The following is a 16,701-nucleotide window of genomic DNA, read 5'->3' as shown; positions in this document are numbered from 1 at the left end:
AGCGACATCATGGGTAAAATCACAGAGAAAGATACAAAAGCAACTATTCTTGGAGCACTCCGCCAAGCAGAAAAACGAATTTCTGATCTCGAAAAAGGAAAATTAAAAGCAGAACAAGAAACAACACAAAAAAAAGCAGTGGAAACGATAAAAAAAGCTGATACCCTTGTAGAAGTAAGCATGGAAGACAAAATTATTGATCTCAATAAATCCATCAATCAAGTACTAGGAAAAATCGGCGAAGATATCGCAACAGAATCCAAAAATCTGCAAACCATCAAGGATGCAATCGCTCTAAAAGAGACAGAACTTAAAGATTTATTTGGAATCGAAAAACAAGCTAATACATTAGCTGCCCTAGTAGATGCTCATCAGGAATTAAAATTAGCTCAAGAAAATGAGTTAATTGATGCTCGAGAAGCAGCAGAAAATAAACTAGCTGAAATCGAAACTCTCATTAAAACAAAAACAGAAGAACATCAACAATTACTAAAAGAGCAAGCTAAAGAATTAGCCCAAAAGCAAAAGCGCGAAAATGAAGAGTTTACCTATGACTTTGCAAGACGTCAAAAAATCGAAAACGATAAATTAGCAGATGAGCTTGCTGTTAAAAGAAAAGAATTCCAACAAGAATTAGAAAACAAAAACGCAGAACTCGCTGAATATAAAAAATCATTGGATGAACGCCAAACAGAAGTAGAAAAGCGCGAACAAAAAGTAGACAAATTAGAAGCAGAAGTAGAAGCATTCCCAGCGAAACTTCAAGAAGTAAAAACAGAAGCAGATGCAAAAGCGAGTGCAGAAATCAAAAGAGTACTTGCAATCCGTGAGGCAGCGATGAAAAAAGAAGTAGAAGCTGATAAACGCATTCTAGAAGCCGAAAGAGATAACTTAAAAGCCCAATTAGAAACATCCCTAAACGCTAATAATATATTACAAGCAAAACTTGATGAAGCTTATAAACGAATTCAGGAAATGGGAATTCAAATGGTCGCTAGTTCGAATGAGTCCAAAGCATTTGATAAATTTGCTGCTCTACTGCCTGAAAAAAATAACAATAAATAAATTTAATTATAAAAAGTCTAAGTTCTTATTTTTGAACTCAGACTTTTTTCTCACTACCCTGTAAAGCGTCTTCTCCTAGAGTCATCAGCCAAGTCTGCTTTGCTCCGCATTTCCAAATATCCAGAAAAGGTGAATTTCGTAAAGAAGTTTTCCGCTGCTTTAACGCCAGATTGAAACAACGCCTCCCGCTTTTTCATATCTATTGAAAAGTCAGTTAATTTTACATCTAGGGCAGGTACAGTAATGGTTCTAACTTGATCCTGTTCTCGAATATAGCGATTATCATGGGCATCCATCATTGTCTCTAATAGTGCTTTAAACATAGAGAGCGGACTATCGATGTTATGTCCCGTTGGAGGATCATCGGAAGTCAAACGAAAGCCAAATGTCGGCCACTCAGGATTATCGGAGTCAAACAACCAAATGGGATAATTACTTAAAACAGCTCCATCTACTAAATAACAAGTTTTATTAATTTCTTTATTTTCTAATCGAGCTGGTTCGAAGAAAAAAGGGATACTACAACTCATGCTAACTGCTTTAGCAACAGAAAAATGAGAAGGATCATGACCATATACTGCTAAATCTTGAGGAAAGACAAGAAGATTTTCTAAAGTAATATCGGAAACGATGATATGAAGTCTCGTCTCTTTTTTTTCAAAATCTTTAAAAGTGCATACACCTTTTTGCGCTAATAATTGTTCAAGCCATTTTTCCAATCGATTTGTTGGATGAAGCCCTTTTTTAAACCAAAGTCTTGCACTAGGGCCAAGAAAGGGAATATAGTCATACCAAGTAGGTGCCAAAAAATCAGCAAAATTTTTATTGATCATAATTTCATATAATTCTTGTCCAGAGTAACCAGCTGCCAAAAGTGCTGCTAGTATAGATCCAGCAGATGTTCCTGCGACTCGTTTCCATTTATATCCCTTTTCTTCTGCTACACATAAGGCACCGACCAAACCAATTCCTTTTACTCCCCCACCTTCAAAAACGGCATCTGCCCACATGCTTTCACACCTCCTATGTTTATAACAAATATATGTAGAAAAAAATCCCCTAGAATGTGAATTGTCTAGGGGATGATTTTCTCCTGAGATTTAAGGTCTTCCAAATCCTCATAATCCTCAGTTTTAGGTGCCATTTGTAGTTGCTCTTTTATTGTGTTATTCTTTTCGATTATCTCCATTAAATTCTCAATGCAAGTAATGGAATTCCAACTGAGATGATGTTCTATACCTTCAACGTCTTCATAGACGAATTCTTCTTTTACTCCGATCATACGAAGGAATTGCTCTAATAGTTCATGCCGATGTACCAATCGCTTACCCATTTTTTTCCCTTTTGCTGTAAGCATTAAACCTCTATATTTTTCGTAAACCAAATACTGGTTTTGATCTAACTTTTGTACCATTTTGGTAACCGATGAGGGATGCACTTCCAACGCTTCTGCGATATCGGAAACACGAGCATAACCTTTTTGATCAATTAATTTGTAAATATTTTCCAGATAATCCTCCATGCTAGGCGTTGGCATGTAAGCAATACCCCCTGAAACTTCTTTTTATAAATAGTACTTATTATTTTAACACAATTAAGGGTTCCATCGTAAGACAAAATAATCGCACTATACAGTATGAGCTGCAAGCCGGATATAATCTACAAATATCTTCCCTTTTACCCCAGAGAAAGAAACAGCAACACTTCTAGTAGCAGAAGGCGGTGGAGGAACAATATCAAAATAAGGTTTAAAGGCTAGTTTACTTGCCTTTGGGAGTAATATTTGCAGAGGTGTGGATCGTAGAATTTTTCCATTTCTATCTAGATACACTACAGTCGCAAATAAATTTGCTGTCCTACCGCCAGTTGTTGCATTAAGCAAACGAAAATAAAAATAATACGCGCAACCTTTTTGAATGGTGATAGGTTGTTTCTGTTTCAACACGCTACCGTTTTGAAGTAAAACGGATGCATCACCTTTATATACAGGATTGGCGACACGTTTTATATTGATTCCTGTCCATGGGGCTAAACCTTGGCGGAATCCACCATTAGCAAGAATATTCGTATTTGTACAAGCCATCGAAACTCCCCTACCCTTCTTCTAATACCTTTACTTTATGCGAAATAGTGGGAATTGATTGGGATTGTTCAAAAAGAAGGGTAGTGTTTCTTTACTCCATAATCGCTATCGGACAAAATTGCAAGGCGTCACAAGAAACTAATTTCAACTGGATTCCATCAATATAGCCTTCTACTGCCTCATGAATTGCTTTTCCATGAAGATGACCATAAATACAATATTTTACGTTGTATTGTTTCATTAATTCCCAAAATCCAGAATTACCTCCAGTTTTATTAAGAGGAGGATAGTGAAGCATTACAATGATATCTTTTCCAGACTGTTTGGCAACTGCTGTTTCTAGCGACAGACGCAAACGACCGATTTGACGATCATAAATTTTTCGATCCTCTGTTTCATTAAAGTTTCGATCAGTTGGCAGTGTCCAACCTCTTGTTGCACAGACAACTTTACCTTCCACCACTGTATAATCTGCATCTATCCACTCCATATTGGAAGGGAGAACTTTTCTGATTTTATTTTTGCTGTGATAATAATACTCATGATTTCCAGGAGAGAGAACCTTGCGACCTGGCAACTGCTCGATCCATTGCAAATCATTCATTGCTGTCTCCAGCTTCAATGCCCAGCTAATGTCCCCTGGAATCAAAACCGTATCTGTATCCTTTATCAGCTTTCTCCAATTATCTCGGATACGATCATAATGTTTTTCCCACCCAAAAAGCTCCATAGGTTTTGTAATATCATTTTCTGGATTTATTCGATCGATATCTACAGATTTATTAAAAGAAAGGTGAAGATCACTTATTGCATAAATAGCCACTCGTTTTTCCAATCCTTTCTAAGTTTCCCCATTATAATAGGAATGTCATAATAATTGTATGATTCCGTTTATCCGTTATCTCTTAAAGTTCCAAGCCTCCGTGCGGTACTTTTCCGCTACGAGTTTTTTTGCTAGGTCATATTCATATGCTGTAAGATTATCTTTTTGAAAAGTAATTCCTAATCCTTCTTCAAAACCATAGTAAATAGCACGAATGGTTTCATCTAAATTCACATCTCTTTTCAAAAGTTGAGATAAAGTACCCATTCTACTTTTTAGCTGTGCTTTACTTTCTTCATTTGGAAATAAAAAAATTTTATCGAATGTCTCCCAATCAAAATCGAGTAAGATGCTTCCGTGTTGTAATAAAACTCCTTGCTGCCTAGTTTGTGCACTCCCAATCGCTTTTCGTCCTTCAATTAAAAATTCCCCGGAACCTGGAGCATCAAAACATGCCGCTGATGTATTGTTTTCTAAATAATTTGGTGTTTCTGTAGTTAGACTTAACTTTAAATTTTCTAATCCTGCTGTAAAAGCTTGGTTTAATTTTCGATATGTTTCTTGAACAGAGGAAGAAACAAGTTCGTTCTTTTCAGAAAGTATAACACTATAAGTTAATTCGCGATCATGAAATACAGCCCTGCCACCTGTTATTCTGCGAACAAAACCTAAGTTACATTTTTTTATATTGTCATGATCGATCTGTCGATAGGATCGTTGAAAATATCCAATACTCAAAGTCGCAGGGCTCCATCCATAAAAACGTAAGGTGGGAGGAACTCGATTTTCTCGATGCGCAATCAGGATTGCTTCATCGATCGCCATATTCCAATAAGGGTCTTTTGTCTCATAAGGGATATATCTCCAAAGCATTATTACCAATTCTCCTTTAATTCATTGATCAGAGTATATCAAAAAATACTATTCCTGTACCAATAGATCAAGAATCAGAAGAAATCATTGTGGGTATAGCTAGTATATCCGTATGTAAAAAGGAGATAGATCAGATGAACCAATCCGTACAGGACGCAATAAATAAACAAGTAGCAAATTGGAGCCTACTCTATACCAAATTTCACAACTATCATTGGTATGTAAAAGGAAGTACTTTTTTTGAATTACATGCAAAATTCGAAGAGTTATACCGAGAAGCAGATGTAATTATCGATGAACTAGCAGAACGCCTCCTGGCAATTGGCGGAAAACCGGCTGCTACTTTTCAAGATATTTTAGCAAAAGCGAGTTTGAAAGAGGCAAGTGGAAATGAATCAACTGATCAAATGGTGCACCAATTGGTAAGTGACTTTCAACAATTAACCAGCGAGCTGCGCGAAGCAATTCATGCAGCTGAAGAAGCAAAAGATTATCCAACTGCCGATATTTTAACTGGTGTACTTACCAAAATTGAAAAACATAACTGGATGTTAGGAGCATATCTTGGATAACATTTGCTCCAATTGCCCATAAAAAATAACTGCCCCCAGAGCGAATCACTTGCTCTGGGGGTCTTTGTGTGGACGAGACAACCATTTGTACAGACTGCGGGTCTGTACTCTACTTGGTTTTTTTGGGCAACTCCCATCCACCAGAGTAAAAGTATCGAGTGAGAATGGCCATCTGCATGAACCAGAACCCTGAATCCAAGATCATGACAGTAAGGAGACTTGCACCCAGCAAGTGTGCGATCCAAAGAGAAGCCAGGAACGCAAAGTTGGACCAGCGGCCACTCTTTCGAAAGATTTTGGTCGCCTGTACGCCATTCAATGATTCCGATACGATCATAGTCGGAAGTGAAACCAGTTCGTTGAACATCTGAACGATGATCCATGTCCCTGTCAGTTCCACTACTTGGGTATTGTTGGAGAAAAAGAATGATGCGATTCTCTCTCCCGTGAGAATAAGGATAGTCCCCACCACGACAACAACACCCGCGACAAACTTGATCGTACTCCATGTGTACCGCTTGATCAAGGAGAAGTCACCGTTCCCATAAGATTTGGAAACATGGTAATTTGTGGCCGCTCCTAGTCCTGCAAGAAAGGCGAAGGCAATATCACTGATCGTATCAGAAATGCGCTTGGCTGGCAGTGTCACTTCTCCATATCCCTGGAGAATATGCCAGAAAACCCCCATGCTCACACGGTAGATCAGCATATTTTCCATCTTCGGAAATGCCTTTTTGAGGAGGTACTTCTGGACTTCCCAAATCGACCCAGCGAACTCCAATTTTCTTGCAAATACTCCCTTACGGAGCTTGTACAACAAGAAAACGATTTCTACCATGCGCCCCAAAATCGTTGCCCAAGCGACACCTTCAAGACCAAATCCTAGAAGATATACCCCGAGAGACCCAGCCACTACATGGGTGATGTTCCCCATCACACCACTGGTAGCACTGATTCCCATTTGCTTGGTTCCTTGGAAAATGGACTTCATGGCCGATACGAGAAAGGTCAATCCGAAGCATCCCCCAACAATCTGGAAGTAGGCAGCACCATAAACCGCTACTGCCTTCTCTGTACCAGAAAATTGCAGAATTTGCACTGGGAAAGCAACAGCCAGTCCACCCACCAAAATCCCAAGGATCACAGTGAGCACCACAACGTTGATACTTACCGTTTGGACGAGCAGCGTTTCTTGATCACAGCTGTCAACCAGCTTTTTCTGCTTCTCCAGACTTTCTGGGAGCTCTTTTTTCTTCTCACTGGTTGACTGTCCGATCAACGAACGAGCTACTTCATTGATGGCACCGTCGAAAACGTAGCAAAAAAGCTGTACAATCAGTACTGCTGATACAGCAGAAATCGCCGCAATACCCAGGTGTGACAGCAAAAGCATGTTGACCATGCTATATGCTAGCTGTGAAAAGCTGTCCACACTGCCCCATTTGGCAGTTTGGAGGATGGGATACACCGTTAGCTTCTTTACTCGGTAAGTCCATACGGACTGGAAAATGCCCAACCAAAACATTGTCGCTCCACGAAGTAAGTGTTTTCTCTATCTACACTTATCTTAAATATCAGAAAGTTCAATTGCAAATAAAATTCCGGTCAAAATAATTTTATATATATAGAAATTTATTTTTTTACAAGCCAGAAATGTTATATCATGATAAAGGGTTAGAATATTGATATGTCTTTTCGCAAGACCAAAGGAAACGAGGTTACAGGACCATGACATCTTATACACATACAGAACCCTTTTCAGAGTCCAGTAAAAAAACAAAACGAACGCGTGTCTTTGTCTTTTTGCTTATCACGATGTTTATGATATCCATCGAATCCACGATTGTAGCAACAGCTGTACCTGAAATAGTAGCAGAACTAGGCAATTTTTCTGCCTATAGCTGGGTCTTCTCTGCATTTTTGCTGATGCAGTCAGTTACGACACCTATATATGGAAAACTGTCTGATTTATTTGGGCGAAAGCCAGTATTTTTGATTGGAACAGCCATTTTTTTAGTAGGCTCATTATTATGCGGATTGGCCACTTCGATGGGATTGCTCATTTTTTATCGATTTATCCAAGGAATCGGTGCAGGAGCAGTGATGCCGATTGCAACAACTTTAGTCGGTGATTTGTATTCGTTAGAAGAGAGATCCAAGATTCAAGGCTATTTATCTAGTGTTTGGGGTATTTCTTCCGTTGTGGGTCCCCTTGCTGGCGGATTGATTGTCCAATATGTCAGCTGGGCTTGGGTGTTCTGGGTTAATATCCCACTTGGCATCGCCAGTTTAATTGGGATTCAACTGTACTTACATGAAAAAGTGGAAAAGAAAAAACCATCGATTGATTACCTCGGTGCAAGCCTATTTTCCATTTCCATTTCCGCTTTGATGCTTATTTTGATTGAGGGTGGTTCTAACTGGGGTTGGATCTCTAAACCTACTATTTCTTTGTTTTTTGTATTTGCCATTACGTTGATATTCTTTCTCTGGTGGGAAACAAGGGCTACTTCTCCCATGATGCCGCTATCTTTATGGAAAAATAAACTGATCGCAGTAGCCAATGTATCCACTCTATTAGCAGGTGCATCGATGATCGGATTGGCAAGTTTCTTACCAACTTACGTTCAAGGAATCATGGGTTCTTCTGCACTTGTTGCTGGATTTGCCCTAACAGCTATGTCCGTAGGATGGCCAATCGCCGCAAGTGCTACCGCAAAACTGTTTTCTAGAATAGGTTTCCGTTACACTGCTATTCTTGGCGGGATTTTTCTTATTTTGGGCTCTCTCTTTTTTATTACCCTCGATCCAAATAAAGGACCTATTTGGGCTGGGATAGGATCATTTGTAATCGGAGTTGGAATGGGTTTTGCTACTTCTACTTTTACGATTTCCATTCAAAGCAGTGTCGGTTGGGAAATGAGAGGGGTAGCAACTGCTTCTAGTATGTTTATGCGATCGGTTGGCACAACACTAGGAACTGCAATTCTTGGGGGAGTTCTCAATCTTCAATTGAAAAACTACTTAGATCAGCATCATGCAAGCAATCTAAAACTCTCCTCGATCGATGCAGCTAATATTTTATTAGACCCTATCAAAAAAGGACAACTGAGTGAGAAAGCTTTGCACTTACTTCAAAATGGGCTGCAAACTGCCCTTCATACTGTGTTTTGGGGTGTTGGTGTTTTTGCAGTATTAACCTTTTTGTCAACCTTGTACTTTCCTTCTCTTCAAAAGGAGAAACAGCCGGAATCATAATTCCGGCTGTTTCTTTAATTTCGGATCCATCTCAGTTTTGGCTTACGAGCGGCAAGTACTTCATCGAGCCGTTTCACTAAGGTATGATGAGGTGCTTCTTGTACGATTTCAGGTGTTTCTTCTGCTTCTTTGGCGATTTGGATCATGGTATCGATAAAGTGATCGAGTGTTTCTTTACTCTCTGTCTCTGTAGGTTCAATCATCAAACACTCTTCCACAATGAGCGGGAAATAAATAGTCGGTGGATGAACACCAAAATCAAGTAATCGTTTGGCTATATCTAAGGTGCGTACACCCGATTTCTTTTGACGGTTACCTGAGAGAACGAACTCATGTTTACAAACTCCTGCAAAAGGCAGATCATAATAATCTTTTAATCTTGCTTTCATATAGTTCGCATTTAGTACCGCATTTTCAGATACTTGGCGAAGACCTACAGCACCCATCGTCCGAATATAAGCAAAAGCTCGTACTAAAATACCAAAGTTACCATAAAATCCTTTGACCCTACCAATAGAATCAGGTAAGTTGGTTTCAAGATAATAGGTTCCATCTTCTCTTCTTGCAGCTAGAGGTTTTGGCAAAAAGGGAACCAATTCTTTTTTCACTCCAACTGGACCTGCTCCAGGACCTCCTCCACCATGTGGTGTCGTAAATGTTTTATGCAAATTGAGATGCACAACATCAAAGCCCATGTCACCGGGCCGCGCAATTCCTAATATAGCATTGGCATTTGCCCCATCGTAATAGAGTAAACCACCTGCTTCATGCACAAGCCTAGCAATTTCTACGATTTCTTCTTCAAAGAGTCCAAGTGTATTAGGATTCGTCAGCATTAAAGCAGCTGTATCTTCACCCAATACTTCTTGAAGTGCAGCTACATCTACGAGACCTTTTTCATTGGATGGAATAGTAATGGTCTCAAATCCGGCAACTGTTGCACTAGCAGGATTGGTACCATGTGCAGAGTCTGGGACAATAACTTTGTTTCGCAAACCTTCCCCTCGACTTTGATGATAAGCTTTTATCATCATCAATCCGGTCCATTCCCCTTGGGCTCCTGCTGCTGATTGTAAGGTGACTCCATCCATACCTGTTATTTCAGCTAAATCTTGTTGTAACTCAAACAAGAGCTGTAAGGCTCCTTGTACCGTTTCTTCTGCTTGATAAGGGTGAATTTTCGCCAAGCCTGATAGTTTTGCAACATCTTCATGCACTTTTGGGTTGTATTTCATTGTACAGGAACCCAGTGGATAAAACCCATTGTCTACCCCATGATTTCTCCGCGACAGTTCGGTATAGTGACGCATGAGGTCGAGTTCGGACACTTCCGGCAAATCTGCTGCTTCTTCTCGTGTATATTCCTTTGGTAACGCTTCTACTTCTGGGACATCGAGTACTGGCAAACTGTGGGCAATTCGTCCGGTTCGGCTCAATTCAAAGATGAGGGCTTTGTGTGCTTTCATACCAATAATTCCTCCAATGCCTGACATAGCGCTGCAATATCTTCTTTTGTTCTCTCTTCTGTAACCGCAAGGAGCATGTGGTCTGCTAATTCTGGATAGGAAGTGCCGAGATCATAACCACCAATAATCCCATAAGAAAGCAATTTATGATTGATCTCTTTGATCGGTTTGGATAATTGAACGACAAACTCATTATAGAAAGGTGTAGAAAAAACTACTTCCACGCCATCGATCTTACTTAATTCTTGTCTTGCATAATGTGCTTTGTGGAAATTTTGTCTCGCCACTTCTTGCATTCCCTCTTTCCCCATTGCACTCATATAGACAGAAGCTGCAAGGGCATTAAGAGCTTGATTGGAGCAGATGTTAGATGTCGCTTTGTCACGGCGAATATGTTGTTCTCTCGCTTGCAAGGTCAAGACAAAGCCGCGATTTCCATCTTCATCTACTGTTTCTCCAACAATTCTACCGGGAATACGACGCATCAAAGCTTTGGTAGTAGCAAAAAATCCACAGTGTGGTCCTCCAAAAGAAGCTGAAATACCAAGAGGTTGTGCATCACCAACTACGATATCTGCTCCATATTGGCCCGGCGGTTTTAACATCCCTAGTGAATTGGGATTGCTGCTTACAACCAATAAACTTTTATCCCGATGAGCTAGTTTCTCCATTGCTGTCAAATCTTCCAAATGTCCAAAGAAATTAGGAGATTGGACGATGACCGCTGCTGTTTGGGAGCTCACTAATTCTTCTAATGCTGAAATATCTGTTATCCCATCTTTATAAGGTATTTCAATGATTTCCAGACCCAATCCATGAGAACTGGTTTGAAGAATTTCTCGAGCTTCTGGATGAACGGTACGAGAGATGAGAATTTGTTTTCTCTTTGTGACTCCTGAAGCGAGATTTGCTGCTTCTGCAAGGGCAGTTGGACCATCATACATGGAGGAATTGGCTACATCCATACCTGTAAGCTCTGCGATCATCGTCTGAAATTCAAAAATCGCTTGAAGTTCTCCTTGGCTGATCTCCGGTTGATAAGGAGTATAAGCGGTATAAAACTCAGATCGAGAAATAACATGCCCCACTACACTTGGAATATGGTGGTCATACACCCCTGCACCGAGAAAAGAAGCATGTGTATTGGTGGATATATTTTTACTTGCTAATTGTCGCATATGACGAACTAATGTGGATTCTGCCATGGGAGCGGGTATTTTCATCTCCCCTTGAAAACGAACACTAGCAGGGATTTCATGAAATAAATCTTCTACTGTATCTACCCCAATAGTTGCAAGCATCTCCGTACGATCTTTTTCTGTCATTGGTAGATAACGTTGTTTCATCCTCTTGCCCTCCTGTAAAATGGCGTTGGTACAATCTTTGCTTTTACTCGTTTTCCTCTGATCTCTACTTCCACTATTTGGTCCATCTGAGCAAAATCTGAATCTATCAGAGCTAAACCGATATTTCGTTTGGTCAATGGCGATTGTGTTCCAGATGTTACTTCTCCTACTAATTGATCTTTTACATAAATGGAATAGTGACTTCGGGGAATTCCTCTATCGATCATTTCAATTCCAACTTTTTTCCGCTTTACTCCTGCTTCTTTCTGTGCAAGTAAAGCATTTGACCCAATAAACTCTCCTTTGTCTAACTTCACAGCAAATCCCAATCCTGCTTCCAAAGGAGAAATCTGGGCTGATAATTCTTGCCCATAAAGTGGCAATGCGGCTTCCATCCTCAATGTATCTCTCGCTCCAAGTCCACAGGGAACTAACTGATATTCCTCACCTGCTTGAAGAAGTTGTTTCCAGAGTTTTTCTGCATCCTTTGCGTGTACATATAGTTCGAAACCATCTTCGCCTGTATAGCCCGAACGAGAGACCAAAGTACGGATCCCACATATATCTATGTTCCTTGCAAATTGAAACGGAGACAAAATAGCCAGATCAAAAGTCGTACACCGTTGTAAAATTTCCACTGCAAAAGGTCCTTGCAATGCTAGTAATGCCGTTTCTTCAGAGCAGTCTACAATCTGAACTTGATCATCTTGGATTTGGTTTTTCAACCAAGCAATATCTTTATCGATATTGGATGCATTGATAACGAGCAAAAATCCATTTTCCTGCGTCTGATACACTAATAAGTCATCAACTGTTCCACCATCTGGATAACAAAACAGGGTGTACTGAGCTTGGCCTACCGTCAATTTATGAATATTGTTGGTGGTTACGCGATTTATAAATTTCTTTGCATCCTCTCCCGTAATCTCCACTTCTCCCATATGGGAAACATCAAACAATCCAGCTCGTGTTCGAACTGCTTCGTGTTCATCCTTAATACTGGAAAATTGAACCGGCATCTCCCAACCACCAAATGGAACTAGTTTAGCTTGGTGCTGATAAACCGAATAAAGGGGAGTACGTTTTAATGTTGTCATCTTGCACCTCCATATCACTTTTCACCAAAAAAAACAGAGAAATTCCTTATCTTGTAAAGAATTCCTCTGTCCTTGATACCTGAAAGTTCTGTCCTTATTTGGACATGCCCCTTTGGTGGCTCGTATAGAGCACTCTCCAGAGTGACGTCCGACGAGCCTCCTTTTGCCTGAGAGATTCACCTGTAAAGGTTTGCTCCTTCGGCGCCAACCAATCATTTCTTGTGGGTTGGTCTCTCCTCTCGTCCTCAACCGTCAAAAGTTATGTATTTGTCTCCTCCATTTTGCCATAAAAACCGATCATTTGCATGCTTTATTTATAAGAAAGTACGTCTTTTTCATTTCTATGCCAAATACTATATCTTCTTATCATTCCAATAGAGTTTAAAGCACATGGTTTCTCACTATTTTCCTTCACCATGCATTATTTACCAAAAAACAACTCATACTACACCAGATACTAATTATTTAAATGGAGGAGAGAAATGAATACACCTCCTATTCGTTTCCATCGGGAATGGTTACCTATTTTCCAGGACCGAGTTGAAACCGATTCTGGATGGGCAAACTGGGATCGTTTTCAGCTTGCAATCGAAGCGGCCAAAGTCACTGCTGTACCTGAATTTGACACCCTTTTATGTTTGGATCAACTTCAAGGAATAGAGCCGCTTCCTCATCAAATCGATGTCACCAAACGGGTCATCCAAGAAATGCGAGGCAGAGCAATTCTTGCTGATGAAGTCGGTCTAGGTAAAACCATCGAGGCAGGATTGATTCTAAAAGAATATCTCATTCGCGGCTTAGTCCAAAAAGTATTGATCCTTGTACCTTCCTCACTCGTTTTACAATGGACAAGAGAACTAAATCAAAAGTTTCAAATCCCAGCAGTCGCTCAAAAAAAAGCATGGATGTGGGATAAATACGATATAGTGGTTGCTTCAATGGATACAGCGAAACGTGATCCTCACCGGGAAGTAGTTCTTAGTCAGCCCTACGACCTGTTAATTGTGGATGAAGCGCACAAGCTAAAAAATCGCCGAACAAAAAATTGGCAGTTTATCAGTGAAATGCAAAAGAAATATTGCTTACTATTGACTGCAACTCCAGTACAAAATGAAATGGAGGAACTATATAACCTGGTTTCTCTTTTAAAGCCAGGTCAACTTGGCAACGAATCTCGTTTTAACAAAGATTATGTTGCCGGAAAACGCTTAGCAAAAAATGAAGATCAACTGCGTCAAGAGATCAGTCGTGTCTTGATCCGTAATCGACGTAAAGAAAGCAACCTGCCTCTCACAGAAAGGATTGTCCAAACAATCCCAATCGAACTCACTCCAGAAGAAAAGGCATTGTATAAAGGGGTGAGCAATTTTGTCAGAGATCGCTACTCATCTGCCAATGATCTCAAGAGTATGCTATCCTTGCTCGTTTTACAAAAAGAAGTATGCAGCAGCCGCGACGCAGTCTTTTTGACGCTTTTTAAATTATTCCAAAAAGGAAATGGCGAGGAAGCTTCTATACCTCCAGAAGTAAATCATTTGATTCAATTATTACGTGCAGTAACGACTTCTTCCAAAGTAGAAGCAGCAGTTGACTTAATCAGCAGTATTGACGATAAAGTAATCTTATTCACCGAATATCGTGCAACACAAGAAATGCTGATGCGGGCATTAGCATCGAAAGGAATACATGCGGTACCGTTTCGAGGTGGATTTAATCGAAATAAAAAAGATTATATGATGGAGATTTTTCAAAAAAGAGCACAAGTCATGATCGCAACAGAAGCCGGTGGAGAAGGAATCAATCTTCAATTTTGCCACCATATCATCAATTATGATATGCCTTGGAATCCGATGAGGGTAGAACAACGCATTGGACGCGTTCACCGCTTAGGTCAAAAAAATGATGTCCATATTTATAATTTTGCTACCATCGGAACAATTGAAGAACATATCATATGGCTGCTTCATGAGAAAATTGCCCTCTTTGAATCCGTTATCGGTGAGCTGGAAACCATTTTAGAGAGTTTAGAAAAGGACACTTCCTTAGAAAAAAATCTAATGGACATTATGATGAAAAGTAAGACAGATGAAGAAATTCGAAATCAACTCAGTCAAATTGGGGCTCGCTTCCAAAACGCGAAAGAAGAGCACCTTCAGGAGAGAGCTAAGAAAGAGGAGTTACTGTGGACCAAATAGCACTGAGAAATTTTACCGAAAGATACCTAGAAGCCAATGGTTGCCGAATTATGGAATCGACTCCTTCTTATCTGCATACTCAATTATCCATAGAAGCAGATAAAGATTTGGTCAATCGCCCCTATTATTGGATGTATGTAGAAAAAATGAATTTACCGGCTAATCCTTTGCAGCTCTGCTTTGTTTTTGATCCTGAAAATCCACCTGAAGATAGACGAGCCGAGTATCTTTTTTATGGATCACCTAGGTTCCGACAACTGCTGAGATCCGCTCAAAAGCAAGGCAAATTTGTACGTCTCTACCAAGAACCTTCAGGGTGGTCCCAGTTTTCTTCCCAATCAAAAGGCTACACTCCATGGCTATCTGTGCATTATCTAGTTTCCTATGTCTGTGATCAGAAAAAAGATCGAGTATCGTCTTATGGTATCAACTTGCAAACAGGCCAAATTAAAACCGATTTCGCAGATGAACTTCATTGTTTTAAATGGACACTCAAGCTTCCAGAAAAGAGATATACATTAAGCCCGCGCATGACGATACAAGAAGCTGTAGGTGAAATCGAATATTTCCTTACCGAAGAATTAACAGAGGAAGATCATGAATGGGCGGAAGATGCCCATAAGCGGCTGAATGAGGAATTAGAACAAGTAAATGCATATTTTCCTGACGGAGCAAAACAGACGGATGAACAGAAATCTGCTAAAACAGCACGTCAAAGAGAGTGTATTTGGCAATACCATCCACGAATCGAAGTAGACCTAGTCTCCGCAGGTCTCTTTTATCTAGAAAATGGATTGCAAAATCAATAAGGCTAAGCAATTACATGCTTAGCCTTATAATTTATCGTTTCTTACATTTATATCGTCGGCTCGGACCGGGGGGGTCCGAGCCTCTTCTCATCCCTGTTGCCTCTGCAAAGTTTGGCGGTCCAGTATAGCAAACCAGACTGCACAAATCCCACAGACAGAGACAAGAATCATGGCAAACCATACCCAAGCTGTCGAAAGGGTTTGGTACAGAACCCACATCAACGCCGCAAGGATCACAACCGCAGCGTAGAAACCACCACGCGGGGAACTCGTTCGCGTCGTTGTCTGTGTATTTGCCATTTTTTCTCGATCCTTTCAAACTATCGATTATCATAATCATACTAATATATGACGGTAATCACAACTGACTAAATCTTTCCAAAAATTGCTTTGTCCTGTCCATTTGTGGTGTTTCAAATATATCTTTTGGCTTTCCCTGTTCTACTATCTGCCCTTGGTCAATAAAAATAATTCGATCAGCTACTTCTCTAGCAAAAGATAATTCATGGGTCACAATCAACATTGTCTGGTCTCCTATAGCAAGTTGGCGAATGGTTGCTAATACTTCTCCAACGAGTTCTGGGTCTAATGCAGAAGTTGGTTCATCTAACAAAAGAACTTCTGGTTCCATTGCTAGTGCTCGGGCAATGGCTACCCGTTGCTGCTGACCGCCAGATAACTGACCAGGATAAGCATCTTGTTTCTCTTGTAAACCTACTTGTCTTAATAGCTGATCAGCTTGTGACGCTGCTCTACTGGGTGATATACCATTTACTTGAATCGGACCTTCCATCACATTTTGTTTTACTGTCATATGTGGAAAGAGATGAAAACTTTGAAATACCATTCCCGTTTTCCCTCGTAATTGTCTTACTTCCCTGTCTGCTACTTTCTTATTTTCTTGGAAGGAAAGGACAGCATTATTAATTCGAACAGTTCCAGATGTTGGTTTTTCTAATAAATTTAAACACCTTAGAAAAGTTGACTTTCCTGATCCACTCGGACCAATAATGGCAAGAACTTCTCCTTTTTTTACCTCAACGTCTATCCCCTGCAAAACTACTTGATCGCCAAAACGTTTTACCAGATTGGAAACCTGAATCATCTGCCTTTC

At 40.1% G+C, this 16,701-nt stretch carries 15 protein-coding genes and 1 riboswitch; of the genes, 5 read left to right on the top strand and 10 right to left on the bottom strand.

Annotation, left to right across the window (positions count from 1 at the left end):
- Positions 1 to 9: 9 nt before the first annotated feature.
- Entirely contained in the window at positions 10 to 1,065 is a 1,056-nt protein-coding gene (locus tag MK805_RS04150; protein WP_240873952.1) for a coiled-coil domain-containing protein, read from the top strand.
- A 53-nt stretch (positions 1,066 to 1,118) separates the two neighbouring features.
- Here the strand turns inward: MK805_RS04150 and MK805_RS04145 are convergent, their stop codons facing one another.
- The 5 genes from MK805_RS04145 to MK805_RS04125 form a co-directional block, all read right to left on the bottom strand.
- Positions 1,119 to 2,075: a patatin-like phospholipase family protein gene (locus tag MK805_RS04145; protein WP_240873950.1), complete on the bottom strand. Its 957-nt coding sequence runs from the start codon at positions 2,073 to 2,075 to the stop codon at positions 1,119 to 1,121.
- Between the two features lie 65 nt (positions 2,076 to 2,140).
- Positions 2,141 to 2,602 (bottom strand): transcriptional regulator MntR, encoded by a 462-nt coding sequence (gene mntR, locus MK805_RS04140; protein ID WP_240873949.1) that lies wholly within the window; start codon positions 2,600 to 2,602, stop codon positions 2,141 to 2,143.
- Positions 2,603 to 2,692: 90 nt separating this feature from the next.
- Complete coding sequence (locus MK805_RS04135; RefSeq protein ID WP_240873946.1) at positions 2,693 to 3,148, bottom strand: hypothetical protein; 456 nt, start codon at positions 3,146 to 3,148, stop codon at positions 2,693 to 2,695.
- Between the two features lie 91 nt (positions 3,149 to 3,239).
- Positions 3,240 to 3,983, bottom strand: a complete 744-nt coding sequence (locus MK805_RS04130; protein WP_240873945.1) for a metallophosphoesterase — start codon at positions 3,981 to 3,983, stop codon at positions 3,240 to 3,242.
- Between the two features lie 63 nt (positions 3,984 to 4,046).
- On the bottom strand, positions 4,047 to 4,844 hold the full coding sequence (locus MK805_RS04125; protein WP_240873944.1) for a lipoate--protein ligase family protein: 798 nt from the start codon (positions 4,842 to 4,844) through the stop codon (positions 4,047 to 4,049).
- 134 nt (positions 4,845 to 4,978) lie between these two features.
- Here MK805_RS04125 and MK805_RS04120 point away from each other — a divergent pair, with 134 nt between their 5' ends.
- The gene (locus MK805_RS04120) at positions 4,979 to 5,416 is read left to right on the top strand and encodes a Dps family protein (RefSeq protein WP_240873943.1); all 438 of its coding nucleotides are present in this window, start codon (positions 4,979 to 4,981) and stop codon (positions 5,414 to 5,416) included.
- Between the two features lie 109 nt (positions 5,417 to 5,525).
- Here MK805_RS04120 and MK805_RS04115 read toward each other — a convergent pair whose 3' ends face one another.
- Positions 5,526 to 6,932: an MATE family efflux transporter gene (locus MK805_RS04115; RefSeq protein ID WP_240873942.1), complete on the bottom strand. Its 1,407-nt coding sequence runs from the start codon at positions 6,930 to 6,932 to the stop codon at positions 5,526 to 5,528.
- A gap of 212 nt (positions 6,933 to 7,144) precedes the next feature.
- Between MK805_RS04115 and MK805_RS04110 the strand changes: the two genes are divergently transcribed.
- On the top strand, positions 7,145 to 8,674 hold the full coding sequence (locus MK805_RS04110) for an MDR family MFS transporter (RefSeq protein ID WP_240873941.1): 1,530 nt from the start codon (positions 7,145 to 7,147) through the stop codon (positions 8,672 to 8,674).
- A gap of 14 nt (positions 8,675 to 8,688) precedes the next feature.
- Here the strand turns inward: MK805_RS04110 and gcvPB are convergent, their stop codons facing one another.
- Genes gcvPB through gcvT form a run of 3 tightly spaced genes read right to left on the bottom strand, consistent with a single transcriptional unit; the run spans position 8,689 to position 12,583 of the window.
- Positions 8,689 to 10,140, bottom strand: a complete 1,452-nt coding sequence (gene gcvPB, locus MK805_RS04105) for an aminomethyl-transferring glycine dehydrogenase subunit GcvPB (protein ID WP_240874286.1) — start codon at positions 10,138 to 10,140, stop codon at positions 8,689 to 8,691.
- Complete coding sequence (gene gcvPA / locus MK805_RS04100) at positions 10,137 to 11,486, bottom strand: aminomethyl-transferring glycine dehydrogenase subunit GcvPA (protein WP_240873939.1); 1,350 nt, start codon at positions 11,484 to 11,486, stop codon at positions 10,137 to 10,139. The genes gcvPB and gcvPA overlap by 4 nt, the downstream gene beginning before the upstream one ends.
- Positions 11,483 to 12,583: a glycine cleavage system aminomethyltransferase GcvT gene (gene gcvT, locus MK805_RS04095; RefSeq protein WP_240873938.1), complete on the bottom strand. Its 1,101-nt coding sequence runs from the start codon at positions 12,581 to 12,583 to the stop codon at positions 11,483 to 11,485. Before gcvT ends, gcvPA begins: the two co-directional genes overlap by 4 nt.
- 145 nt (positions 12,584 to 12,728) lie before the next feature.
- Positions 12,729 to 12,832: riboswitch (glycine riboswitch) on the bottom strand.
- 233 nt (positions 12,833 to 13,065) lie between these two features.
- Here gcvT and MK805_RS04090 point away from each other — a divergent pair.
- Positions 13,066 to 14,778: a DEAD/DEAH box helicase gene (locus tag MK805_RS04090; RefSeq protein WP_240873937.1), complete on the top strand. Its 1,713-nt coding sequence runs from the start codon at positions 13,066 to 13,068 to the stop codon at positions 14,776 to 14,778.
- Positions 14,766 to 15,587 (top strand): YqhG family protein, encoded by an 822-nt coding sequence (locus MK805_RS04085; RefSeq protein ID WP_240873935.1) that lies wholly within the window; start codon positions 14,766 to 14,768, stop codon positions 15,585 to 15,587. The genes MK805_RS04090 and MK805_RS04085 overlap by 13 nt, the downstream gene beginning before the upstream one ends.
- A gap of 358 nt (positions 15,588 to 15,945) precedes the next feature.
- Here MK805_RS04085 and MK805_RS04080 read toward each other — a convergent pair whose 3' ends face one another.
- A complete protein-coding gene (locus tag MK805_RS04080) occupies positions 15,946 to 16,692 on the bottom strand; it encodes an amino acid ABC transporter ATP-binding protein (RefSeq protein WP_240873933.1) in 747 nt (248 codons plus the stop codon).
- Positions 16,693 to 16,701: the final 9 nt, after the last annotated feature.

Origin of the sequence: Shimazuella soli (assembly GCF_022511585.1) — a bacterium.
Classification (GTDB): domain Bacteria; phylum Bacillota; class Bacilli; order Thermoactinomycetales; family Thermoactinomycetaceae; genus Shimazuella; species Shimazuella soli.
Note: the sequence above shows the minus strand (reverse complement) of the source record. Positions and strands in the feature narration are given on the sequence as shown.